20 protein-coding genes, 1 tRNA gene and 1 pseudogene are annotated in these 24,114 nt (G+C 70.2%); 11 read left to right on the top strand and 11 right to left on the bottom strand.

All coding sequences use genetic code 11. The features are described from left to right. Positions 1-99 precede the first annotated feature (99 nt). Positions 100-1,671: a fibronectin type III domain-containing protein gene (locus tag OG440_RS23590; protein WP_406008771.1), complete on the bottom strand. Its 1,572-nt coding sequence runs from the start codon at positions 1,669-1,671 to the stop codon at positions 100-102. 186 nt (positions 1,672-1,857) lie between these two features. Between OG440_RS23590 and OG440_RS23585 the strand changes: the two genes are divergently transcribed. Further along, positions 1,858-2,115 (top strand): hypothetical protein, encoded by a 258-nt coding sequence (locus tag OG440_RS23585; protein WP_189918144.1) that lies wholly within the window; start codon positions 1,858-1,860, stop codon positions 2,113-2,115. A 24-nt stretch (positions 2,116-2,139) separates the two neighbouring features. Next, complete coding sequence (gene glmS / locus OG440_RS23580) at positions 2,140-3,957, top strand: glutamine--fructose-6-phosphate transaminase (isomerizing) (protein ID WP_406008770.1); 1,818 nt, start codon at positions 2,140-2,142, stop codon at positions 3,955-3,957. Between the two features lie 103 nt (positions 3,958-4,060). On the opposite strand, the gene OG440_RS23575 is transcribed toward glmS, so the two are convergent. Together OG440_RS23575 and OG440_RS23570 are read right to left on the bottom strand one after the other, a co-directional pair. Next, the gene (locus tag OG440_RS23575) at positions 4,061-4,627 is read right to left on the bottom strand and encodes a GPR1/FUN34/YaaH family transporter (protein WP_406008769.1); all 567 of its coding nucleotides are present in this window, start codon (positions 4,625-4,627) and stop codon (positions 4,061-4,063) included. Positions 4,628-4,774: 147 nt separating this feature from the next. Next, positions 4,775-5,302, bottom strand: a complete 528-nt coding sequence (locus tag OG440_RS23570; RefSeq protein WP_406008768.1) for a universal stress protein — start codon at positions 5,300-5,302, stop codon at positions 4,775-4,777. Positions 5,303-5,646: 344 nt separating this feature from the next. Here OG440_RS23570 and OG440_RS23565 point away from each other — a divergent pair, with 344 nt between their 5' ends. The 5 genes and pseudogenes from OG440_RS23565 to OG440_RS23545 form a co-directional block, all read left to right on the top strand. Next, positions 5,647-5,976 (top strand): hypothetical protein, encoded by a 330-nt coding sequence (locus OG440_RS23565; RefSeq protein ID WP_406008767.1) that lies wholly within the window; start codon positions 5,647-5,649, stop codon positions 5,974-5,976. 377 nt (positions 5,977-6,353) lie between these two features. Next, on the top strand, positions 6,354-7,580 hold the full coding sequence (locus OG440_RS23560) for a helix-turn-helix domain-containing protein (protein WP_406008766.1): 1,227 nt from the start codon (positions 6,354-6,356) through the stop codon (positions 7,578-7,580). 150 nt (positions 7,581-7,730) lie between these two features. Further along, positions 7,731-8,333 (top strand): oligoribonuclease, encoded by a 603-nt coding sequence (gene orn, locus OG440_RS23555; protein ID WP_406008765.1) that lies wholly within the window; start codon positions 7,731-7,733, stop codon positions 8,331-8,333. A 96-nt stretch (positions 8,334-8,429) separates the two neighbouring features. Beyond that, positions 8,430-8,502, top strand: a tRNA-His gene (locus OG440_RS23550). A 125-nt stretch (positions 8,503-8,627) separates the two neighbouring features. Continuing rightward, positions 8,628-8,900, top strand: a pseudogene (locus OG440_RS23545) (GNAT family N-acetyltransferase); the annotation flags it as partial. A 28-nt stretch (positions 8,901-8,928) separates the two neighbouring features. Here OG440_RS23545 and OG440_RS23540 read toward each other — a convergent pair. Next, a complete protein-coding gene (locus OG440_RS23540) occupies positions 8,929-9,984 on the bottom strand; it encodes a LacI family DNA-binding transcriptional regulator (protein WP_406008764.1) in 1,056 nt (351 codons plus the stop codon). A 452-nt stretch (positions 9,985-10,436) separates the two neighbouring features. Here OG440_RS23540 and OG440_RS23535 point away from each other — a divergent pair, with 452 nt between their 5' ends. From OG440_RS23535 to OG440_RS23520, 4 genes are all read left to right on the top strand, one after another. Beyond that, positions 10,437-11,765 (top strand): ABC transporter substrate-binding protein, encoded by a 1,329-nt coding sequence (locus OG440_RS23535; RefSeq protein ID WP_406008763.1) that lies wholly within the window; start codon positions 10,437-10,439, stop codon positions 11,763-11,765. 5 nt (positions 11,766-11,770) lie between these two features. After that, positions 11,771-12,781, top strand: a complete 1,011-nt coding sequence (locus OG440_RS23530) for a carbohydrate ABC transporter permease (RefSeq protein ID WP_406011437.1) — start codon at positions 11,771-11,773, stop codon at positions 12,779-12,781. A gap of 32 nt (positions 12,782-12,813) precedes the next feature. After that, the gene (locus OG440_RS23525) at positions 12,814-13,710 is read left to right on the top strand and encodes a carbohydrate ABC transporter permease (RefSeq protein ID WP_406011436.1); all 897 of its coding nucleotides are present in this window, start codon (positions 12,814-12,816) and stop codon (positions 13,708-13,710) included. 158 nt (positions 13,711-13,868) lie between these two features. After that, the gene (locus tag OG440_RS23520; RefSeq protein ID WP_406008762.1) at positions 13,869-15,290 is read left to right on the top strand and encodes a GH1 family beta-glucosidase; all 1,422 of its coding nucleotides are present in this window, start codon (positions 13,869-13,871) and stop codon (positions 15,288-15,290) included. 181 nt (positions 15,291-15,471) lie between these two features. On the opposite strand, the gene OG440_RS23515 is transcribed toward OG440_RS23520, so the two are convergent. The 7 genes from OG440_RS23515 to OG440_RS23485 all read right to left on the bottom strand — a co-directional run bounded on the left by OG440_RS23515 (position 15,472) and on the right by OG440_RS23485 (position 24,026). Continuing rightward, positions 15,472-16,788, bottom strand: coding sequence for a glycoside hydrolase family 36 protein (locus OG440_RS23515; RefSeq protein ID WP_406011435.1), 1,317 nt, complete (start codon positions 16,786-16,788; stop codon positions 15,472-15,474). A gap of 70 nt (positions 16,789-16,858) precedes the next feature. Further along, complete coding sequence (locus OG440_RS23510) at positions 16,859-17,743, bottom strand: carbohydrate ABC transporter permease (RefSeq protein WP_406008761.1); 885 nt, start codon at positions 17,741-17,743, stop codon at positions 16,859-16,861. Further along, positions 17,740-18,720 (bottom strand): carbohydrate ABC transporter permease, encoded by a 981-nt coding sequence (locus OG440_RS23505; RefSeq protein ID WP_406008760.1) that lies wholly within the window; start codon positions 18,718-18,720, stop codon positions 17,740-17,742. Before OG440_RS23505 ends, OG440_RS23510 begins: the two co-directional genes overlap by 4 nt. 38 nt (positions 18,721-18,758) lie before the next feature. Next, positions 18,759-20,075 carry an ABC transporter substrate-binding protein gene (locus OG440_RS23500; RefSeq protein ID WP_406008759.1) on the bottom strand — a complete coding sequence of 439 codons (1,317 nt, stop codon included), beginning with the start codon at positions 20,073-20,075 and terminating at the stop codon, positions 18,759-18,761. A 224-nt stretch (positions 20,076-20,299) separates the two neighbouring features. Next, positions 20,300-21,769, bottom strand: a complete 1,470-nt coding sequence (locus OG440_RS23495) for a cellulose binding domain-containing protein (protein ID WP_406008758.1) — start codon at positions 21,767-21,769, stop codon at positions 20,300-20,302. A 164-nt stretch (positions 21,770-21,933) separates the two neighbouring features. Further along, positions 21,934-23,310, bottom strand: coding sequence for an ATP-binding protein (locus OG440_RS23490; protein WP_406008757.1), 1,377 nt, complete (start codon positions 23,308-23,310; stop codon positions 21,934-21,936). Continuing rightward, positions 23,307-24,026 carry a response regulator transcription factor gene (locus OG440_RS23485; protein ID WP_406008756.1) on the bottom strand — a complete coding sequence of 240 codons (720 nt, stop codon included), beginning with the start codon at positions 24,024-24,026 and terminating at the stop codon, positions 23,307-23,309. Before OG440_RS23485 ends, OG440_RS23490 begins: the two co-directional genes overlap by 4 nt. Positions 24,027-24,114 lie beyond the last annotated feature (88 nt).

The raw sequence follows: 24,114 nt of genomic DNA, 5'->3' as shown, positions 1-24,114 counted from the left end.
GGCGGTTGTGCGGGTGGGGCGCGTGTGCGAGTGGGGCGGGTGTGCGGGTGGGGCGCCCCGCCTTCCGGGCGCCGCACCCGCGCGCGGTGCCCGGCGGCGCTACTTCGCCCTGCGGGCCACCGTGAAGTGGTCGACCTGGTCACCGGTCTCGGCGATGCCGCGCACGGTCAGCGTGGCCGTCCGGCCCTTCGCGGCAGGGGTGACGTCCACCCGCAGGAACGAGTAGTCGAGGTAGCGCACCCGCGACCAGGTGACCGTCTCGTTCACCTTGCCGGCCTTGGTGTTGACGAAGGAGGCGACGGAGTCGACCTCGCTCTCGTGGCCCTCGTAGGTCTGCGGGGCGGTGAACGCGTACAGGCTGCGGCCGGCCGCGCCCGCGGTCACGTAGACCACGCCCTCGGTCTCGGGGTAGGCGGTGCCGCCGATCGGCAGCTTCCTGGCGACCGCGCCCCCCTTGATGACGTCGGTGCGCTCGTACTGGTGGTTGTGGCCGTTGATGACGAGGTCGACCGTGTACTTCTCGAACAGCGGCACCCACTCCTGGCGCACGCCCCCCTCCGAGGCGTGCGCGGTGGAGGTGCAGTAGGCGCAGTGGTGGAAGAAGACCACGACGAAGTCGACGTCCTTCGACGCCCGGTACCTCTTGAGCTGCGTCTCCAGCCAGGTGGTCTGGGTGCCGCCCGAGATGCCGAGGTTGGCCGGGATCTCGAAGGAGACGTCGTTGGCGTCGAGCGAGATCACCGCCGTGTTGCCGTAGACGAAGGTGTAGACGCCGGGGAGGTTCTTCGCGTCGGGCCCGTTGTCCGGGAGGTTCCAGCGGGCGTCCTCGCCGCCGTAGCCGTTGGGCGAGTACCAGGCCTCCATGTCGTGGTTGCCGTAGGCCGGCATCCACGGGACGGACTTGGCGACGGACTCGGTCTGGGCGAGGAACTGGTCCCACACGCGGGAGTCGAAACCGGTGTCGGCCGTCTTGCCCGCGCCCGAGGGGTCGGCGTAGGCGATGTCGCCGGCGTGCAGGTGGAAGGCCGGGTTCTGGCCGAGGAGGAGGCTGTTGTTGGCGAGGCCGTGGTAGCCGACGCCCTCGTCGCCGAAGGCCGTGAAGGTGAACGGCGTCTTGTGGTCGGGGGCGGTGGTGAAGGTGCCGAGAGTGCCGAGGAGGTGGGCGGCGGCCGGGTCGAAACCGGTGTGGCCGACGCCGTAGTAGTAGGTCCTGCCGGGCTTGAGGTGGGTGAGTTCGGCGTGCAGGTAGTACTGGGTGTGGTCGCCGCCGGCGCCGACCCCGGCAGGGGTGTAGAGGGTGCGCACCTCGGCCTCGATCTTGCGGGAGAGGTCCCAGGGGTGGGCGCCGATCCGGATGAAGGGCTTCTTCACCGCGACCGGGACCTGCCAGGAGACCGTGATCTCGGTGCGCGGGTCCTTGCCGAAGGCGAGGTGGCGGCCGAAGGGGGCGACGAGGGCACCGTCGACGTGCTCGGCGGCCGGCGTGGTCTTCGGGGTCCGCGCCGGCACGGCGGCCTGTGCCGGGGCGCCCGTCACGAACGCGCCACCCGTGACGGCGCCCAGCGTGACGGCGCCGCCTCTGATCATCGTGCGCCGGGAGAACTTGGCGCGCAGGTACTCGTGCTGCTCGGCCATGCTCATGCGGTCGGCGAGCTGCTCGGGTACGCCCATGCGAGGAGTGTCCATGACGTCTGAAAATGGTCGCCTCGGGCGACGGGCCGCAGGACGCCATATGGACGGTGCACGAACAGCGGCTCATAACACATTCAATGTTCTCCCAAGGCTCCTTAACAGGTGCCTGCCCGAAATCGGGCACGTTTCTTGCGAAACCGGCTCGCGTACCCCAGGATCTACCGGGTGCACGACGAACTCGTTGATCACCTGACGCGCTCCACGCCCCTCCAGCGGGGCGAGGCACTAAGGGTGATCCAGGACGTGCTCGCCTACTTCGACGAGACGACCGAGGACTACGTCCGTCGCCGCCACCGCGAGCTCCAGGCCCAGGGCCTGGTCAACGCGGAGATCTTCGAACGGGTCGAGGCGGACCTGAAATACCGTGCGGTGGCGCCGCCCGAGCTCACGCTCAGGCAACTGCGGCGCATCGTCTACGGGTGATCGAAAGCTTGGGGATACCTATATATGTGCGGAATCGTCGGATACATCGGCAGGCGTGACGTGGCCCCGCTGCTGCTCGAAGGCCTTCAGCGGCTCGAGTACCGCGGCTACGACTCGGCGGGCATCGTCGTCACCTCACCGAAGACGGCCGGCCTGAAGATGGTCAAGGCCAAGGGCCGCGTCCGCGACCTGGAGGCCAAGGTCCCGGCGCGCTTCAAGGGCACCACCGGCATCGCCCACACCCGCTGGGCCACCCACGGCGCCCCCTCCGACGTGAACGCCCACCCGCACATGTCGGCCGACCTCAAGGTCGCCGTCGTCCACAACGGCATCATCGACAACGCCTCCGACCTGCGCAAGAAGCTCGAGGCCGACGGCGTCGAGTTCCTCTCCGAGACGGACACCGAGGTCCTCGTCCACCTCGTCGCGCGCGCCCAGGCCGACAAGCTCGAGGACAAGGTCCGCGAGGCGCTGCGCGTCGTCGAGGGCACCTACGGCATCGCCGTCATGCACGCCGACTTCAACGACCGGATCGTCGTCGCCCGCAACGGCTCCCCGGTCGTCCTCGGCATCGGCGAGAAGGAGATGTTCGTCGCCTCGGACATCGCCGCGCTGGTCGCCCACACCCGCCAGATCGTCACCCTCGACGACGGCGAGATGGCCACCCTCAAGGCCGACGACTTCCGCACCTACACGACCGAGGGCACCCGCACCCAGGCCGAGCCGACCACCGTCGAGTGGGAGGCCGCCTCCTACGACATGGGCGGCCACGACACGTACATGCACAAGGAGATCCACGAGCAGGCCGACGCCGTGGACCGCGTGCTGCGCGGCCGCATCGACGACCGCTTCTCCACCGTGCACCTCGGCGGCCTGAACCTGGACGCCCGCGAGGCGCGCCAGATCCGCCGCGTGAAGATCCTCGGCTGCGGCACCTCGTACCACGCGGGCATGATCGGCGCCCAGATGATCGAGGAGCTCGCCCGCATCCCCGCGGACGCCGAGCCCGCCTCCGAGTTCCGCTACCGCAACGCGGTCGTGGACCCCGACACCCTGTACATCGCCGTCTCGCAGTCCGGTGAGACCTACGACGTGCTGGCGGCCGTCCAGGAGCTGAAGCGCAAGGGCGCCCGGGTGCTGGGCGTGGTCAACGTGGTCGGCTCGGCGATCGCCCGCGAGGCGGACGGCGGCGTGTACGTGCACGCGGGCCCCGAGGTCTGCGTCGTCTCCACGAAGTGCTTCACCAACACCACGGTCGCCTTCGCGCTGCTCGCCCTGCACCTGGGCCGCACCCGCGACCTCTCCGTGCGCGACGGCAAGCGGATCATCGAGGGTCTGCGCAAGCTGCCCGCGCAGATCGCCGAGATCATGGAGCAGGAGGCGGAGATCGAGAAGCTGGCCGAGACGCTCGCCGAGGCCCGCTCGATGCTCTTCATCGGCCGCGTCCGGGGCTACCCGGTCGCCCGTGAGGCCTCGCTGAAGCTCAAGGAGGTCTCGTACATCCACGCCGAGGCCTACCCGGCCTCGGAGCTCAAGCACGGTCCGCTGGCCCTCATCGAGCCCGCGCTCCCGACGGTCGCGATCGTCCCCGACGACGACCTGCTGGAGAAGAACCGCGCCGCCCTGGAGGAGATCAAGGCCCGCAGCGGAAAGATCATCGCGGTCGCCCACCGGGAGCAGGAGAAGGCCGACCAGACGGTCGTCGTCCCCAAGAACGAGGACGAGCTCGACCCGATCCTGATGGGCATCCCGCTCCAGCTCCTCGCCTACTACACGGCGAAGGCCCTGGGCCGGGACATCGACAAGCCGCGCAACCTGGCGAAGTCCGTCACGGTGGAGTAGTCCTCCCGCCGATCGCGGAACGGACCCCCACGTGGTACCACCGACCACGTGGGGGTCCGCTCCGTTCGCCGGGGACGCCCGACTCCCCGGCGGTGGCTGCCGGTCAGCCGGTGGCCGTCACGCCTCGGCCGGCAGCACGCCCGGGAAGTGCCGTGGGCCAGTGGGCCAGCGCCGCGGTCGCCGCGTACCAGGCCACCGCGCCCGCCGCGACGGCGAACCAGCCGCCGGCCTTGGTGAGCACGTCGCTGTCCGCGAACCGGGCGACAGCCATCAGGACGAGCCCGGCGCAGAACAACCCGTAGACGCCCTGGCCGAGTTGGTCGCCGCCGGCGACGGTCAGGGAGAGCGCCACGAGGGCGAACAGGAGCAGGAAGAGCCCCGCGGCGTTGTCGGAGACCTGGGCACCGGCGGAGACCGCCCAGGTGAACCAGAAGGCGCCGAGGACGGTGTAGGCGGTGCCGGTGGCCGCGTCGCGGTCCCGGAGGGCGAACAGGCCGGCGACGAACAGCGCGACGCCGCCGACGTAGTGGGCGATGGATACGGCGTCCGCAGCCGTCACGCCGTCGATGAGGTCGGTGTACCCGAGCCCGAACGCCAACAGGGTGACCCCCAGGGCGAGTCGGCCGGCGATCGAGGTGGTGCTGCTTCCCGCAGAGACGTCGTTGTCCACGGCGGGCTCCCTTCATGCATGTGCAGTTGTGTGAGCGATATATGCCCTTCACAAAGGCACAAACACCCCTACGCGCCAGTAGATTCATCTGTGCGGCACGGAGGGCGGAGCATACCCGGATCTCATCTCACCTGGGAGAACGGCGAGTTACGGAATGACAACGACGGGCCGCTTGGCCCGCTTGGCGAGCCGTCCCGCGACCGAGCCGAAGATCCGGCCGACGAGGCCGTGGGTCGAGCCGACGACGATCGCGTCGGCCTCGTACTCCCGGCCGACCTCTTCGAGTTCGTGGCAGATGTCGCCACCGCGCTCGACCAGGATCCAGGGCACCTCGGCGAGGTACTCCGCGCAGGCGAGCTCCAGACCGAGCACCTCGGTGCGGTGGTCCGGCACGTCGACGAAGACGGGCGGCTCGCAGCCGGCCCACACCGTGGTGGGCAGCCGGTTGGCGACATGGACGATGATCAGGCCGGAGCCCGAGCGGTGCGCCATGCCGATGGCGTACGCGAGCGCGCGCTCACTGGACGTGGAGCCGTCGAAGCCGACCACCACACCGTGCTTGAAAGCTGGATCGCAGGAGTGGCGTGCGTCTTCCGCCGCCAGGGGCTCGGCCGCCGTAGGGTCGGCGACGGGCCGCTTGCGGTCCGCGGGTTCGAAGAATTCGTGACCGGCCATGGCTGTCTCGGCGTATTGATCCTTATACGGAGGGGACGCGGCGGTGAGCGACGGAGCTGTCCGGGAATCATCTTCCCAACCCCATACCCTCAAGGGTACGGCTGCACGCCTCCTGGGCCCAGTTCCCGCACGCCCCCGGTGGGGGTTCCAGGGAGCATGCACGAGCGGACGCCCGTAACGCAATGGTTGCTGCCCCGTACAGGCGGTTTGCACAGGATTCACTGACGCCGGACCCCCGCCGGCAGTGACCGACCGCTCGAACAGGCGTTGAACCCCGTGCACCACCGCCACCCCGAGACGCCCCGCCGCCCCGCCGCCCCGCCGCCCGGGAAGGAGCCCACTCCGTGCCCTCGCCCCACGCCGCCCCCGAGACGCGCCCCGGCGACGACCGGTCGACCGACCTGATCCGCTGGGCGGCCTTCAGCTGTCTCCTGGTCCCGGTGGTCCTCCTCTGGTACGGCACCTCGCTGGCCGGCACCACCGGCACCGCCCTCGGTCTCGCCGCCGTCACGGCGGTCTGCCGGGTGCTGCTGCGCCGGTCCGAGCGATGTGCGGCCCGGCTGCTCGACGAGGAACCCGCGCCGCAGGCGCACCACCGGGGACGCCATCAGCGCGGCGGAACGGGGTCCCACCGTGGTGGTCGTCACTCCGGGGGAAACTCACCGGTCGGTTGACCGGTTTTCACGCACGGACCCGCTTCTTTTCAGCCAACTTCCGGTGATGGCGCATCCCTTGCCCTCACCACCCCCCACCCCCCGTTCCACCTGCACGGAAAGGGCCTCAGGGGTCCTGCGCACCCTACGGGGATTGGCCACCGCACCGAGGCGCACTTCCCTGCACGGCCCACGAGTGCAACGCTTCGTGATCGAATGCTTCACGCCAAGTTGCCATGTCGACAATCCGCCGGGTGGTGAACTGGCCACGCTGGCATTGTGCGACACGTTAGATTCGATCTTGACTGTCTACGGCGGGGGACTCGTGCAGGACCGAGGGGAAACGTGCAGGAGCGACACAACCGAGGAGCCGCGACCACCGAGGGGGGCTTAGCAGGATGAGCCACGACTCCACTGCCGCGCCGGAAGCCGCGGCCCGGAAACTTTCCGGGCGACGCCGCAAGGAGATCGTCGCGGTGCTGCTGTTCAGCGGCGGCCCCATTTTCGAGAGTTCCATTCCGCTGTCGGTGTTCGGGATTGACCGCCAGGACGCCGGCGTACCGCGCTACCGCTTGCTGGTGTGCGGTGGCGAAGAAGGCCCGCTGCGGACCACAGGGGGCCTGGAACTCACCACGCCACACGGCCTCGAGGCGATCTCACGGGCGGGCACGGTCGTCGTACCCGCCTGGCGTTCGATCACCTCGCCGCCGCCGGAGGAGGCGCTCGACGCACTGCGCCGGGCGCACGAGGAGGGCGCCCGCATCGTGGGCCTGTGCACCGGCGCGTTCGTGCTGGCCGCCGCGGGCCTGCTGGACGGCCGCCCGGCCACGACCCACTGGATGTACGCGCCGACGCTGGCCAAGCGCTATCCGTCGGTGCACGTGGATCCGCGCGAACTGTTCGTCGACGACGGCGATGTGCTGACGTCGGCGGGGACGGCGGCCGGAATCGACCTCTGTCTGCACATCGTGCGGACGGATCACGGTAACGAGGCGGCGGGCGCGCTGGCCCGGCGGCTGGTCGTCCCACCGCGCCGGTCGGGCGGCCAGGAACGCTACCTCGACCGGTCTTTACCCGAGGAGATCGGCGCCGACCCGCTCGCCGAGGTCGTCGCCTGGGCGCTGGAGCATCTCCACGAGCAGTTCGACGTGGAGACGCTGGCGGCACGCGCCTACATGAGCCGCCGCACCTTCGACCGCCGCTTCCGGTCCCTGACCGGCAGCGCGCCGCTCCAGTGGCTGATCACCCAGCGGGTACTCCAGGCGCAGCGCCTGCTGGAGACGTCGGACTACTCGGTGGACGAGGTCGCGGGGCGCTGCGGCTTCCGCTCGCCGGTGGCCCTGCGCGGCCACTTCCGCCGGCAGCTCGGCTCGTCCCCGGCGGCGTACCGGGCGGCCTACCGGGCCCGCAGGCCACAGGGCGAACGGCAGACGGACAACGAACCGTCGCCACCGCCGCCCCTTGCGGCACTGCACCCGGACGCTCCGGGACCGGTGCCGCCGCAGCTGCGGCGCACGGCCTCGGCCGGCGCGATGGGCTCGTCGGCGTCCCTGCCGTCCGAGCACGCGCGCGACGCGTACGCGACCTCGCGGGCGAGTCTGCCGGGGCAGCGCAGCGGCACCTGAGCACCTGAGGCGACACCACGAGCGCCGGCCGGGCCCCACGGCCCGCCCGGCGCTCACCGCTCTCCGCGGCCGGGCTCGGCGACGAGCCCCCGCAAGGTCCACACGGACACAGGGCACCGCAAACGCCGACGTCAGCTTTAGGGTGGTCGCATGAACGATCGCATGGTGTGGATCGACTGCGAGATGACCGGCCTCTCGCTGTCGGACGACGCTCTCATCGAGGTTGCCGCCCTCGTCACCGACTCCGAGCTGAACGTGCTCGGCGACGGCGTCGACATCGTCATCCGCCCGCCGGACCGGGCACTGGAGACGATGCCGGACGTGGTGCGCGAGATGCACACCACGTCCGGGCTGCTCGAAGAGCTGGCCGGCGGGACGACCCTCGCCGAGGCCGAGGCCCAGGTGCTGGCGTATGTCAGGGAGCACGTGAAGGAGCCCGGCAAGGCGCCGCTGTGCGGCAACTCCGTCGGCACGGACCGCGGCTTCCTGGCGCGGGACATGACCGCCCTCGAGGGTTACCTCCACTACCGGATCGTCGACGTGTCGTCGGTCAAGGAGCTCGCCCGGCGCTGGTACCCGAGGGCGTACTTCAACAGCCCTCCGAAGAACGGCAACCACCGCGCCCTGGCCGACATCCGCGAGTCCATCGCGGAACTGCGCTACTACCGCGAGGCCGTCTTCGTACCGCAGCCCGGGCCGGACTCCGACACCGCCAAGGCCATCGCCGCGAAGCACGTCGTGTCCGGCAGCTGACGGGGCCCCGAGAAAGGCGTGCGCGAGCACCCCTTCGGACCCTGTACACTTTTTCTCGGCCGGTAGGGAGACCGCAAAGTCCAACTGCCGGGCGTGGTGGGTGTAGCTCAGCTGGTAGAGCACCTGGTTGTGGTCCAGGATGCCGCGGGTTCAAGTCCCGTCACTCACCCTGAGTCATCAGCCGGTGACTTCCCGCGAGGGAGGTCACCGGCTGATGTGTTTTCCGGGAGGGGCCATGCGCTCGACCGTCCCCGCCGAGCCGTTCGCGACCGCCCGGCTCCGGGTGCGGGACACCGGCCGGCCGGGACCGTCCAGGCCACCGTGACCGGGCGGGATCACGCCGGGATCGCCTGGGTCGTCGGCACCCCCTGGCAGGGCCGCGGCCTCGCCTCCGAGGCGGCCGCGGGACTCGTCGGCCGGCTGCGGGCACAGGGGGTCCGCACGATCGTCGCCCACCTCCACCCCGACCACCACGCGTCGGCGGCCGTGGCCCGTTCCGCCGGGCTCTCGGCCACCGCGGAGCGGCAGGACGGCGAGGTGCGCCGGCGGCCGGCCTTCACTCCGTGAACGCACGCCACGCCCGGCGGCGCCACGCTCAGGAGGACGAGCGTCCCACCAGCTCCGTCGCCAGCACGACCTTCCGTCGCTCCAGGCCGCGGGAGACCGCGGGACGGCGGTCCGCGATCTCCGTGAGGAGCAGGTCGAGCATCCTGCGGCCCATCTCCTCGATGGGCTGGCGGACGCTCGTCAGCGGCGGGTCCATGTGCCGGGCGATCGCCGAGTCGTCGTAGCCGACCATCGCCACGTCCTCCGGGAGACGCAGCCCCGCCTCGCGCAGGGCCCGGCGGGCCCCGGCCGCCATGACGTCGGAGCCCGCGAAGACCGCGTCGAGGGAAGGGTTGCGGGCGAGCAGCTCGCCCATCGCGCGGTGACCGCCCTCCTCGGTGAAGTCGCCCGGCGCGATCAGACCCTCGTCCGCCGGGTATCCCGCGTCGAGCAGGGCGTCCCGGTAGCCGTCGACGCGCCGCTGGGCTCCGTAGACGTCCAGGCGCCCCGTGATGTGGGCGATGTGGGTGCGCCCCCGGGACAGCAGGTGTTCCACCGCGGAGCGGGCACCGCCGTAGTTGTCGGAGTCCACGGATGGGAGGGTCTCCGCGGCGGAACGCGGGCCGCTGATCACCGCCGGGATCTCCAGCTGGGCCAGCAGATCGGGCAACGGGTCGTCCGCGTGGACCGAGACCAGGAGCACCCCGTCGACGCGGTGCGCCGCCAGGTACTGGGCGAGCCGGCGTCGTTCGCGATCGCTACCCGCGAAGATCAGCAGCAGCTGCATCTCGGTGTCGGAGAGCTCCGCGCCCACGCCCCGCAGCATGTCCGAGAAGTAGGGCTCGGCGAAGAAGCGGGTCTCCGGCTCGGGGACCACCAGCGCGATCGCGTCCGTGCGGTTGGCGGCCAGGGCGCGGGCCGCGGTGTTGGGGACGTAACCGAGCTCGGCGACGGCCGCCTCGACGGCCGCGCGGGTCGCGTCACTGACTCTCGGGGAGCCGTTGATCACCCGGGAGACCGTGCCGCGGCCGACACCGGCGCGTGCGGCCACCTCCTCGAGAGTCGGCCGCCCTCCGCTCCGGCTCCGCGCTCCGTGGCTTGCCATGAGCCCCGCCTTCCCGCCGTCGTTCACGCTGGCCTGGAATCTAACAGCCCAGTCCGTTCAGCCCATCTTCACCGATGGCCACAGCCCGCGGGGGCCCGCTTCGGTCCTGAAGCAGCCTTGCCCTCGGACGCCGGACGGGTCTCGCCCCGGGAGCCGAAAAGCGCCCAACTCCCGGACACCGGAGGGTCCGAGCGTCATCGCGCACGGCCGGAAAGCGCTGTCCCCGCGAGTTAGCTAACAGCCCGATAACTGAACGCATCTCTCCGCGCCCCCACCCTTGACACCCCCGCCCGAACCGACGACTCTTCAACACATCACCTGTGGGAGCGCTCCCACGGTACCTGACACATACACATCCCGCACGTTCCCCGCCCGAGCCGCAGCGAGTAACTAACGGGCCCAACAATGCAGTTGGCCGGGGGGTCGGCACGTCAGGGCAACAGGAGGACGCAATGCGAGCACGTACCCGAACCACCCGCCGGGTGGTGGTCCTGGCGGCCGTGGCGTCGCTGGGCGCCGGGCTGCTGGCCGGCTGTGCCGACGACGGCAACGACGACGCTTCCGACGGTTCGTCGTCGGGCAGCGGCAAGGGCAAGACGACGATCACGATGGGCCTGTTCGGCACGATGGGCTTCAAGGAGGCCGGTCTCTACGCCGAGTACGAGAAGCTCCACCCCGACATCAAGATCGCCGAGAACGTCACCGAGCGGAACGAGAACTACTACCCGGCGCTCCTCAACCACCTCACGACCAACAGTGGTCTGATGGACGTCCAGGCCATCGAAGTGGGCAACATCGCCGAGGTCGTCGCCACCCAGGCGGCGAAGTTCGAGGACATGTCCAAGGTCTCGGGCGTCGACAAGACCAAGTGGCTGGACTGGAAGTGGTCGCAGGGCACCACCAAGGACGGCCAGACGATCGCTCTGGGCACCGACGTCGGCCCGATGGCCCTCTGCTACCGCAAGGACCTCTTCGAGGCGGCCGGTCTGCCCACCGACCGCACCGAGGTCGGCAAGCTGTGGGCCGGCGACTGGAACAAGTTCGTCGCCACCGGTGAGCAGTACAAGAAGAAGGCCAAGGCCGGCACGTTCTTCATGGACTCCCCCGGCGGCCTGATCAACGCCATCCTCAGCAGCGAGAAGGAGAAGTTCTACGACTCCTCCGGCGAGATCATCTACAAGACGAACCCGGCGGTGAAGGACGCGTTCGACCTGACCGCGAAGGCCGCCGAGGAGGGCCTGGTCCAGGCCCAGACACAGTTCCAGCCGGCCTGGGACACCACGATCGCCAACAGCAAGTTCGCGACCATAGCCTGCCCGCCGTGGATGCTCGGCACCATCAAGGGCAAGGCCAAGGCCGAGGACGCCGGCAAGTGGGACGTGGCCGTCGCGCCCAAGTCCGGCAACTGGGGCGGCTCCTTCCTGGGCGTCCCGAAGAGCGGCAAGCACGTGAAGGAGGCCGAGGCCTTCATCACCTGGCTGACCGCGCCCGAGCAGCAGGCGAAGCTGTTCAAGGTGCAGGGGTCCTTCCCCAGCACGCCGAGTGCGTACACGATGGCCGAGGTCACCGGTGCGAAGAACGACATGACCGGTGACTCGCCGATCGGCACGGTCTTCTCCGAGGCCGCCAAGACCGCGCCGGTGCAGGTGATCGGCCCGAAGGACCAGATCATCCAGCAGGGCCTGACCGACAACGGCGTCATCCTCGTGACGAAGGGCAAGTCGGCGGCGGAGGCCTGGAAGACGGCCACCAAGACCATCGACAACAACCTGGACAAGTGACCCGAATGGCCACCCGCCACGACACCGCCGCGCCCCCCACCAAGGAGGGGGGCGCGGCCCCGGGCCGCCCGGCCGCCGTTCCCACGGAGGCGGAGCAGCGGCATCGGGCCCGGCTCTCCCGCCGCTGGCAGCGCGACAAGCGCTGGAGCCCGTACGCCTTCGTCTCGCCGTTCTTCCTGCTGTTCCTCGCGTTCGGCCTGTTCCCGCTGATCTACACCGGCTGGGCGTCGCTGCACCAGGTGGAGCTGACCGCGCCCACCGACATGGAGTGGGTGGGGATGCGCAACTACACGCGCATCTTCGACGACGACTTCTTCTGGAACGCGGCGAAGAACACCCTGACGATCGGGATCATCTCGACCGTTCCGCAGCTGCTGATGGCGATGGGCCTCGCCCACATCCTCAACTACAAGCTGCGCGCCTCGACCTTCTACCGCGTCGCGATGCTCGCGCCGTACGCGACCTCGATCGCGGCCGCCTCGCTGGTCTTCGTGCTGCTCTTCGGGCGCGACTACGGCATGATCAACTGGGCGTTGCACTTCGTCGGGATCGACGCGATCGACTGGCAGAACGACAAGTGGCCTTCGCAGATCGCCGTCTCGTCGATCGTCGTCTGGCGGTGGACCGGCTACAACGCGCTGATCTACCTGGCCGCGATGCAGGCGATCCCGCAGGACCTGTACGAGTCGGCGGCGCTGGACGGCGCCAGCCGCTGGAAGCAGTTCCTGCACGTGACGCTGCCGTCGCTGCGGCCGACGATCCTGTTCACGGTCGTCGTCTCGACGATCGGCGCCAGTCAGGTCTTCGGTGAACCGCTGCTCTTCGACGCCAACAAGGGCGCGTCGGGCGGCGCGGAACACCAGTTCCAGACGCTGGGCCTGTACCTGTACGAGCAGGGCTGGGTGAACCAGCACCTGGGCCGGGCCTCGGCGATCGCCTGGACGATGTTCCTGATCCTGATCGTGATCGGCATCGTCAACTACGTCATCTCGCGCCGGCTGCGCGCCAGTAGTTAGGAGTACCGGCCGTGACGACGACGACAACGACCGTGAAGTCCGCGGAACCCGAGGACGCCGTGCCGACCGCCCGCAAGGTGCGCCGGCCGAAGTCCGCGCGGGCCGGCGGGCAGATGCACGGCGGCCCGATCGCCTACATCATCCTGGGCGTGTTCACCATCGTTTCGCTGTTCCCGCTGGTGTGGACGGCGATCGCGGCGTCCCGCGACAACAACCGGCTGGCGCAGAACCCGCCCCCGTTCGTGTTCGGCTCGAACCTCTTCCACAACCTGGACGTGGCCTGGAACGACGCGAACCTGGGCAAGGCGTTCGTCAACACGACGATCGTGGCGGGGACTTCGGCGGCGACGATCGTCTTCCTGTCGACGATCGCCGGGTTCGCCTTCGCCAAGCTCCGGTTCCGGGGCCGGGGCGCGCTGATGCTGATCGTGATCGGCACGATGATGGTGCCGCCGCAGTTGAGCATCATCCCGCTGTACATGATGGTCGCCAAGCTGGAGTGGACGGATCAGCTCCAGGCCGTGATCCTGCCGTCGCTGGTGAGCGCGTTCGGTGTGTTCTTCATGCGGCAGTACCTCATCCAGGCGCTGCCCGACGAGATCATCGAGGCGGCCCGGGTGGACGGCGCGAGCAGCTGGCGCGTGGTCTGGCACGTGGTGTTCCCCGCGGCGCGCCCGGCGATGGCGGTGCTCGGCATGCTGATGTTCGTGCAGACGTGGAACGACTTCCTGTGGCCGTTCCTGGTGCTGAGCCAGACCGGCAACCCGACCGTGCAGGTCGCGGTCGCGGGCCTCGGCCGCGGGTACACCCCGGACCAGTCCCTGATCATGGCGGGCGCGCTGCTGGGCACGCTGCCGCTGCTGCTGGTCTTCGCGATCTTCGGCAAGCAGATCGTGGGCGGCATCATGCAGGGCGCCGTGAAGGGCTGACGACGCGACGCGACACACGTCGTACGACGTCTCCCGACGCCCTCCCGCCCGTCAGTCCGTGACTTCGCGGGGGCCGGGTCACCGCCGCCCCGGCCCCCCTCCGCACCACTTCCCCCCCCGACCTCGTCGGTCTCGACGACCATCATGGGAGCGCTTCCATGCCTGAGCCCATTACCTTTCCACCCGCCTTCCTCTGGGGTGCCGCGACCTCCGCGTACCAGATCGAGGGGGCGGTGCGCGAGGGCGGCCGCACCCCCTCGATCTGGGACACCTTCAGCCATACGCCCGGTAAGACGGCCGGTGGCGAAACCGGTGACATCGCTGTCGACCACTACCACCGCTACCGCGACGACGTGGCGCTGATGGCGGAGCTGGGCCTGTCGGCGTACCGCTTCTCCATCTCCTGGTCCCGGGTCCAGCCGACCGGCCGCGGCCCCGCGGTGCAGGTGGGCCTCGACTTCTACCGCCGTCTCGTGGACGACCTGCTGGAGAAGGGCATCAAGCCGGCCGTCACCCTCTACCACTGGGACCTCCCGCAGGAGCTGGAGGACGCGGGCGGCTGGCCGGAGCGGGACACGGCCCTGCGGTTCGCGGAGTACGCGCAGATCGTCGGCGAGGCGCTCGGCGACCGCGTGGAGAACTGGATCACCCTCAACGAGCCGTGGTGCAGCGCCTTCCTGGGCTACGCGTCCGGCGTGCACGCGCCGGGCCGTACCGAGCCGGTGGCGTCGCTGAAGGCGGCGCACCACCTGAACCTGGCGCACGGCCTGGGCACGTCGGCGCTGCGCGCGGCCATGCCGGCCCGCAACTCGGTGGCGATCAGCCTCAACTCCTCGGTGGTGCGCCCGCTCACCCCGGGCGACCCGGCGGACCTGGCCGCGGTGCGGAAGATCGACGACCTGGCCAACGGTGTCTTCCACGATCCGATCCTGCGGGGCGCCTACCCGGAGACGCTGCTGGCGGCGACCTCGTCGCTGACGGACTGGTCGTACGTCCTCGACGGCGATCTGCGGGCCATCCACCAGCCGTTGGACGCGCTGGGTCTGAACTACTACACGCCCACGCTGGTCTCGGCGGCGGACGCGTCGGTGCGGGGCCCCCGCTCGGACGGTCACGGCGCGAGCGACCACTCGCCGTGGCCGGGCGCGGACGACGTGGCGTTCCATCTGACGCCCGGCGACCGTACGGAGATGGGCTGGTCCATCGACCCGACCGGCCTGCACGAGCTGATCATGCGTTACACGGCGGAGGCGCCGGGTCTGCCCCTCTACATCACGGAGAACGGCGCGGCCTACGACGACAAGCCCGACTCCGACGGCCGCGTCCACGACCCGGAGCGCATCGCCTATCTGCACGGCCACCTCTCGGCGGTCCGGCGGGCGATCGCGGACGGCGCGGACGTGCGGGGCTACTACCTCTGGTCGCTCCTCGACAACTTCGAGTGGGCGTACGGCTACGAGAAGCGGTTCGGCGCGGTGTACGTCGACTACGCGACGCTGACCCGTACGCCGAAGTCGAGCGCGCTGTGGTACAGCCAGGCGGCCCGCACGGGCACCCTGGCGCCCACCGAGACCACCTGACCCGGGGAGCGGGGAAGGGGCGCGGCACGCAGAGGGGGCGTGCCGCGCCCCGTCGTTCCCCGGGGCGGCCACCGGGCGGTGACCGTGCCGAGGTCGTGCCGTGTCACCGCCGGGACGCCCGCCGCGGGACCTTCCGTCTACGAGGCCACTCGGCCGGAGTGGACGTTCGGCTCGCGAGGGGTCATCGGTCGCCTCCCGACAGCAGGCGGCGGGTGGTGTCCACGCCCCAGATGTCGAGTGACAGCAGGCGGTCGCTGGACGCCATCAGGCCGCCGGTCGCCTCCACGTGCGCGGCCCACCGCTCACGGGTCTCCACCGCCGGGCGGGCCATCAGGCAGTCGGGGTCGTTGGTCCAGAGCCTGCCGTGCTGCCACTGGCGGCCGGCGCCGGTGAACTCCGCCGGGTCCTGGCCGGGCTGGCTGTAGTCGTCGGCCTCGGGGCGGCGGTGCGGGGCGGTGTCGGGGCTGACCCGCATCGCGTCGAAGAGGCCGAGGGAGGGCAGGATCGGCGCGCCGCAGCCGAGCAGGTACGCGTCGGGGCCGAGCGCCGCACGGATCAGCTCGACGCCCGCGCGGTACGCCGTCAGCGCGTCCACCGTGGCGTCGTGCCGTACGCCGTCCAGCGCGCCCGCGTACAGGAAGTCGACCTTGAAGTAGTCGTAGCCCTCGGCGCGCAGCGTGCGGAAGACGTCCGTCAGGTACGCCGCCGCCTCGGGGTGGGTGGTGTCGAGGATCCGCAGGTCGTGGTCCCAGTTGTGGCCGGCGTGCGCGAAGCCGCCGTCGGCGGAGCGGACCAGCCAGTCGGGGTGCCGGGCGGCGAGTTCGCTGCTCGGGTCGACCAGGAAGGGTGCCGTCCAGATGCCCGCGCGGCGGCCCCGGGCGCGGATGGCGTCGGCGATGCCGGCACGGGAGCGGAAGCGGCCCGAGAGGACGAGCCAGTCGCCCAGGGCGCGCTGGTAGCCGTCGTCGATCTGGACGACGTCGACGGGCAGGTCGAGGGTGTCCATCGCGCGGAGGTTCTCGTGGATGTCGTCCTCGGTGACGGTGGTGAAGTACTCGTACCAAGAGCACCAGACGGTCGGCGCTGGGCGGGGGGCCGGGAGGCCGAGTCCGGCGGCCCAGTCGGACAGGAGCGCCTGGACGCCGGTGCCCGTGTACTCCTTCACCGGGCCGTCGGCGCTGATCTCCGCCACGGATCCGGCCGGGGTGAGGCGGATGGACGGCACCTCCCGCGTCGGGTCCGGCGCCGCCCACAGGCGTACCGGCGAGCCGTCGCCGGGGTCGAGGGCCAGCAGCCCCTCCCCCTGGAAGGCGCCCGCGGGGACGGTGGTCCCCGGGCGGTAGCAGACCGTCGCCCAGTTGTCGTTCGTCGGGCGGTACGGGGTGTCGTGGAGCGCGTAGGTGCCGCTCGGGCTCCAGGACTGCCAGCCCTCCTCGTGGACGCGGGCACGACGCGGGTCCACGGGAACGGCGGCCACCGGGGTGAAGGGGTGGTGCACGGGGATCTCTTTCACGGGGAGGGGCTCGCGGGGAGGCGCGCGCCGGGAAGGGCGCGGGCAGGGGTGGCCGTCAGCCCTTGCTGGCGCCCAGGGTCAGGCCGCTGACGAACTGGCGCTGGAGGACGAAGTAGACGATCAGTGTGGGGATGGCGGTGAGCAGGGCGCCGGCGGCGACGAGGTTGGGGTCGGTGAAGTACTGGCCGGAGAGGTTGTTCAGGGCTGAGGTGATCGGCATGTTCTCGCCGGTGGAGATCAGCACGATCGCCCAGAAGAAGTCGTTGTAGATCCAGATGGAGAGCAGGGTCGCCAGGGCGGCCATCGCGGGCTTGCACAGCGGCAGCACGATCTGCCAGTAGAGCCGCCAGACAGACGCGCCGTCGACGAGCGCGGCCTCGGTCAGCTCGTGCGGCAGCGAGCGCATGTAGTTGCTGAGCACGAAGGCGCAGAACCCGGACTGGAACGCGACGTGGATGAGGACCAGGCCGAGCGCGGAGTCGTAGAGCTTGCCGCTGACCGTGATGCCCGGCAGGTCGACCAGGAGGTACAGGCGGTACAGCGGGGTGATGATCACCTGCTGCGGGAGCAGGTTGCCGGCCGTGAACACCAGGAGCAGGAAGAGGTTGACCCGGAAGTCGAAGCGGCTGACGTAGAAGGCCACGCACGAGGACAGGAAGAGGGTCACGAGCACGGCAGGGACCGCGATCAGCAGGGTGTTGCCGAAGTAGTGCAGCATGTCCGACTGCCGGAACGCGTCGGTGAAGTTGTCGAAGCCGAGCTTGTCGGGCCAGGAGACGTAGCCCTTCTCGCTGGTCTCGGCGTAGGGGCGCAGGGCCGCGAACAGGGCCCACAGCAGCGGCGCCAGCCAGGCCAGGGACGTCACGACGAGGAAGGTGTGCAACAGGATCCGGGCGGGGCGCACCGGGGTGCGCTGCTTGGTCGCGAGGGTCGCGCTCATGCTCGCCGCTCCTTGCGGAAGGTCGCGATCAGGTAGGGGATGATCACGGCGAGGGAGATCACCAGCAGGACGACGGCGATGGCCGATCCGTAACCGATGCGGCTGGACTCGCCGATGATGTTGTTGGTGACCAGGATCGACAGCAGTTCGGTGCCCTGGGCGCCCTTGTTGAAGACGAAGACCAGGTCGAAGGCGCGCAGTGCCTCGATGATCGTCACCACGAGGACGACGGTGTTGGTGGGGCGCAGGGTGGGGAAGATGACGTTCTTGAACGTCTGCCACTCGTTCGCGCCGTCCAGCGCGGACGCCTCGCGCAGGGCGGGGTCGACGCTCTTCAGACCGGCCAGGTAGAGGATCATCATGTAGCCGGCGTGCCGCCAGGAGGCGGCGATCAGGATCGCCCACAGGTTGAGGTGCGGGTCGCCGATCCAGTCGATGTAGTGGCCTGGCTCGTTGGCCCCGATGAGGCTGTTGATCAGGCCGGTGTCGGGGTTGTAGACCAGCTGCCAGACGAAGCCGATGACGGCCATGGAGACCACGACCGGCAGGAAGAACGCCGTCTGGTAGACCCGGCTGAACCGGATCTTCTTGTCCAGCTGCACCGCCAGGAAGAGCCCGAACGGCGTCGGGACCAGGATCAGCACGACGAACCAGATGACGTTGTGCTGCACGGCGGGCCAGAACTGCGGGTTGTTGCCGAACAGCTCACGGAAGTTGTCCAGCCCCACCCACTTGATGGAGCCGAAGCCGATGCCGTCCCAGGTGGTGAAGGCCAGCGCGACCGAGGCCAGGGCGGTCGCCCAGACAAGGGCCACGTGCAACAGCGTCGGCACACCCGCCATCAGGGCGAGCGTGAGCCGGTCGCGGCGGGTCAGCAGGCGCCGGTGGCCCTGCGCGGCCCGCTTCTTCGAGAGCGCGGTGCCCGCGGTCGGCTCGACGGCCGCCCGCGGGCTCTTCGTGGTCGTTTCGGAGCTCATGGTGTCGGTGCTCATCCGCTTCGGAAGGGAGGTCGGTCTCAGCCGGACGCGAAGATCGTCTTCTTCTGGCGCTCGATCGACGACAGCAGGCTGTCGATCCCCTTGGGGTCGCGGACGAACTTCTGCAGCGCGGGCTGCATCACCGTGGACGTGAAGTCCGGCCGGCTGTCACGGTCCATGAACTGCGTGAGGTGCTTGGCGCCGCTGATCATCTCGTACGCCTTCTTCTGCAAGGCGGTGTACGAGGAGGTGTCGGCCTTGGAGGAGGCGGCGACGACGCTCGGGTCGGCCTTGAGGTAGGTCGCCTCGGCCTCCGGCGTGCCCAGGTACTCCAGGAGCTTGACGGCGGCCGCCTTGCTCTTCGGGGCCTTGGAGAGCATGAAGCCGTCGGTGGGCGCCTCGACGGTGTCCTGGCCGTAGGCCGGGTCGATCTCGGGGAAGGCGAAGAAGTCGAGGTCGTCGGCGTCGGCCTGGTTCGTGAACTGCTGCGCGACGAAGGTGCCCAGCAGATACATGCCGGCCTTCTTGGAGACGAGGGTCTGGGCGGCGTCCTGCCAGGTGCGGCCCACGGCGCCGTCCTGGTGGTACGGGAGGATCTCGGCCCAGTGGTCGAAGGTCTTGCGGACCTTGGCGTCGGTCCAGGAGGCCTTGCCCGCCATCAGCTCGACGTGGAAGTCGTAGCCGTTGGTGCGGAAGTTGATCTGGTCGAAGGTGCCGAGCGCGGGCCAGGCGTCCTTGTCGCCGAAGGCGATCGGGACGAGCCCGTCCTTCTTCATCTGCTTGCACAGGGCGACGAGCTGGTCCCAGGTGGTGGGGACGGTGTAGCCGTGCTGCTGGAAAACGCTCTTCCGGTAGAAGAGCGCCCAGGGGTACGTGTACAGCGGCACGAAGTAGTACTTGCCGTCCTCGCCCTTGCTGAGCGCCTTCATCGCGTCGGGGAAGTTGTCGCCGATCTTCTGCCACACGTCGTCGATCGGGGTGGCGAGCTTCTTGGCCGCGAAGAACTGCATGCGGTAGCCGGCGAACCAGTTGAACACGTCGTCCGGGGTGCCCTGGAGGTAGGAGTTGATCTGCTCCTGGAACGTGTTGTGGTCCTTGGTGTTCACGTCGACCGTGATCCCGGACTGCTTCTTGAAGGCCGCGTAGATCTCCGCGAAGGCCTTCTTCGGTACGGCGTCGGAGGCGTTGGAGCCGAGGGTGACGGTCTTCGGGTCGGCCGCGGTACCGCTGCCGCCGCAGGCGGAGAGCAGGGGTATGCCGGCGCCGAGGACGGCCGCGCCGCCCATCCCGCGCAGGAGGGTGCGACGGGTCGGGGAGGGGAGAGCGAGGCGGCCGGAGGGGGAGAGGTGGTGCATGAACGGCTCCTGACGCGAGGTTCGGCCACGAAGTGGCTGAAAGCCAGTCGCAATCGACCAGAAATCAACTTGACCGAACACGGGGTGGCGCAATAACAGCCGTATGTCCGGTCATGCGTCAAGAGCCGTCGGCTCCATTTGTCGAAACGTAATCGACACACCTTGATCGTTTACGTGATCGTTTTCCCGCTCCGTCCCCCTCTCCCGTCCGGCCGTTCCATTGATCACTTGTAGGCGGCGAACGCCTTCGAGAAAGCGGAGTCGGCCTGGACGATCGAACTGCACGTCGCGTCCGCGTAGTTCTTCGCCCCGCCGGCGCACTGCTTGTCCCGGGTGGCCGACCACATCGACAGCGGGCCGAGCCCCTTGGCCTTGGCGAAGGCGACCAGCTGGGTGGCGTCCTCGACCTTGAAGATCTCGGACGTGACGTCATTCACACCGATCATCGGGGTGACCCCGACCGTCTTCCAGGCCGCGCTCTCACCGAGCCCGAGGACGCTCTTGACCTGCGCCTGGGTGGCCGTGGCGGCCTGCTCGGCATAGGTCCCCATGTCGCCGCTGTACGCCGGCCCGTAGTCCATCGCCATGATGTTGACGGTGTTGATCTTCACGCCGGCGGACTTCGCGCCGGCCAGCAGGTTCACGCCGTCCTGGGTGAGCCCCTCGGGCATGACGGGAAGGGTGAAGGACACGTCCAGGTCCGGGTGCTGCTGCTGGAGCCCGGCTATCGCCTGGGCGCGGCGGGCGTTGGCCGCGGTGTTCGGCAGCGCTCCGCCCTCGATGTCGAAGTCCACCTTGGTGAGCCCGTAGGCGTCCACCGCCTTCCCGTACGCCGCCGCCAGCGCGTCCGCCGAGGAGCAGGTCGTCGCCAGCTCGGAGCCGGAGGCGCCCCCGAAGGAGACCCGGACGTCACCGCCCTTGGCCCGCAGGGCACCGATCTGCGCGGCCACGCCGTCGCTCGCGAGGTCGGTCACGCCGCCCCACTTGGGCGTGCAGCCGCCGCCGTCGGTGACGAACGCGAGGTTGTAGTCCTTCACCCCGGTCGCGCTCGTGCTCGCCAGGAGGTCGAAGGCGGGATAGAGGGAGGTGTCGACGTACGGGGCGAACCCGGCGGCGGCGGTGGTGCCGGTACCGGTGCTCGCGCTGGTGCTCGGTGCAGGAGAGGAGGGGGTGGCGGGAGTCGAGGGCGAGGAGGTGGCGCTCGGGCTCGGGGCCGTGGAGGGACTCGCGCTGCCCGTCGGCCGGCCGCTCGGCTCGGGCGTGGCGCCGCCGTCGGCGGAGCACCGGGCACCGTCGACCAGACAACCGGCGGGATCCGCACTGCCGTTGACGACGAAACCGATGGTGACGGACTCCCCGACGGCGAGCCCGTCGGTGTCCCACTTGGGCGGCGAGACGGTGACGTGCTGCCCGCTGACGGCGGACTCCCCGTTCCACAGGGAGCTCAGCTTCGCGCCGGCCGGCAGATCGAACTCGAGCTTCCAGGCCGCCTTCGCCTGACCGCTGTCGTTCGTCACGACGTACTGCGCGGTGTACCCCGTCGACCAGTCGCTGGTCCTGGTGTAGGCCGCCCCCACCCCGGCCGCCTGCGCGGTACCGCCGAGCAGAACGGCCCCGCCGCCCACCACGGCCGCGGCGACCGCGCCGCCGATCATCTTGTTCCTGCGACTGACCTTGCGCCGATGCGTGCTCATCACGTGCCTGCCTTCACTGCTCACGGGGGGTCCCGGGGTGGGTGCGGCAGCACGCTAGCGATCCCGAACCGGGCAAAACGCCTGAGAGGGACGGCCGTCGAGGTTCTTAGGGAGCGCTTAAGGAACACATCGGGGGTGGTTAAAGGTCGAGACCAATTCGGCCCTCAGGAGCGGCCGGCGACCGCGCGTCGCCGTCGGCGGACCGCCCCCCTGTGCCCCCGGCGCACCGGCTCGCGCCCGTCGAGCTGGATCCAGAGCCGCACCTCGGTACCGCCCAGCACCGAGGAGCCGATCCGGACGTCACCCCCCGTCGCCTCGGCGAGCCGGCGGACGATGTCCAGGCCGAGGCCGGTCGAGCCCGCCTCGCCCGAGCCCCGGCCGCGCGCCATCGCCGCCTCGGGGTCACGGATGCCCGGTCCCGCGTCCGAGACGAGGACGATCACCGCGTCCTCGCCGTTGTGGACGTCGACCGCGAAGGCCGTGCCCTCCGGGGTGTGCCGGAAGACGTTGCCGAGCAGGGCGTCCAGGGCGGCGGCGAGATCGGGACGGGCCACGGGTATGCGGACCGGGCGGTCCACGCCGGCGGTGCGCACCTTGCGGCCCTCGTCCTCCGCGAGCGCCGACCAGAACGCCATCCGCTCCCGGACCACCTCCGCCGCGTCGCAGCCCGCGCCCGGACCGGCCGCCGCCGTCTGCGGCTTGGCCTCCCGCGCCGTCCGGATGATCGTGTCCACCTCGCGCTCCAGCTGGGCGACGGCGGTCCTCGTCTGCTCGGCGGCCGCGGACTCGCCCAGGGAGGCGGCGTTGAGCCGCAGGACGGTCAGCGGGGTCCGCAGCCGGTGGGACAGGTCAGCCGCCAGCTCCCGCTCGTTGGCGAGCAGTTGGACGACCTGATCCGCCATCGAGTTGAACGCCACCGCCGCGAGGCGCAGTTCGTTCGGACCCTCCTCCGGCACCCTCGCGCCGAGTTTGCCCTCCCCCAGTTCGTGCGCCCCCTCGACCAGCCGTCTCGCCGGCTGCACCATCCGTACGCCCAGCCGGTCGGCGACGGCGACCGAGCCGACCACCAGCGCGGCCCCGACCGCCGCCAGCACCGCCCAGGCCGTGCCGACGCCGTTGCTCACCTCGGACTCGGGGACGAACACCTCGATCACCACGGTCCCCAGGCTCAGCGCGACCGGCTGGAGCAGCGCGGAGCCTCCGTCGACCTCGGTGGTGGAGGCGCGGCCCAGCTTCCGTACGGCCGCGATGTCGCCGTCCGCGGCGCGCTGCCGGCCGAGGTCGACGGCGGCCCGGCCGTCGCTCGCCGGCAGGTGCACCGCCATGCCGTCGTCGGAGCCCGCCGAGGCGACGACCCGCTCCAGCTGGTCGCGGTCGGTCGTGATGGACAACGCCGGGACCACCACCGCGGCCTCCCGCTCGGCGTTGGAGAACGCGCGGTCGCGGGCCATCTCCTTGATGACGAGCCCGAGCGGCACCGCGAAGGCGACCACGACCATCGTGGTGACCGCCAGACAGACCTTGACCAGTGCCCATCTCATCGGATCGGTCCCGTCCCCCCGGAGTCGCCCACGGGCGGCTCCAGCTTCACGCCGACGCCCCGCAGGGTGTGCAGATAGCGCGGCCGGGCCGCCGTCTCGCCCAGCTTGCGGCGCAGCCAGGACAGATGCACGTCGATGGTCTGGTCGTCGCCGTAGGACTGCTGCCACACCTCGGCCAGCAGTTCCCGGCGCGGGACCACGACTCCCGGCCGGCCGGCGAGAAAGGCCAGCAGGTCGAACTCGCGGCGGGTGAGGTCGAGCCGTACGCCCTCCAGTTCGGCCTGGCGGCGCAGCGGGTCGACGGTCAGACCGCCGACGTGGATGACGCTGGAGGGCGCGGCCTCCGGGGCACCGGACCGGGCCCGGCGCAGCACGGCCGCCATCCGTGCCGACAGGTGCTCCACCGAGAACGGCTTGGTCAGGTAGTCGTCCGCGCCCGCGTTCAGCAAGCGCACGATCTCCGTCTCGTCGTCGCGCGCGGTGGCGATGATGACCGGCACGTCGGTGATGCCGCGCAGCATCTTCAGGGCCTCGGAGCCGTCCAGATCGGGCAGTCCCAGGTCGAGGATGACCACGTCGAAGCGGAAATGGGCGACCTCGCGCAGCGCCTCCAGTGCCGTACCGACGCTGCGCACGAGGTGCGAGGCGTCGGTCAGCTGCCGGATGAGCGCCGAGCGGACGAACTGGTCGTCCTCGACCACGAGCACACTTGCCATGCGCCGCAACCTACGCCATGCGGACGGGCGTCATTCGGGCCTGTGGACAACTCGGCTCCTGTGGACGACCGGTGAGGCGACCGTGCGC

It is taken from the genome of Streptomyces sp. NBC_00637, assembly GCF_045161545.1.
Taxonomy (GTDB): domain Bacteria; phylum Actinomycetota; class Actinomycetes; order Streptomycetales; family Streptomycetaceae; genus Streptomyces.
This window is presented reverse-complemented; position numbering and strand designations above follow the sequence as displayed.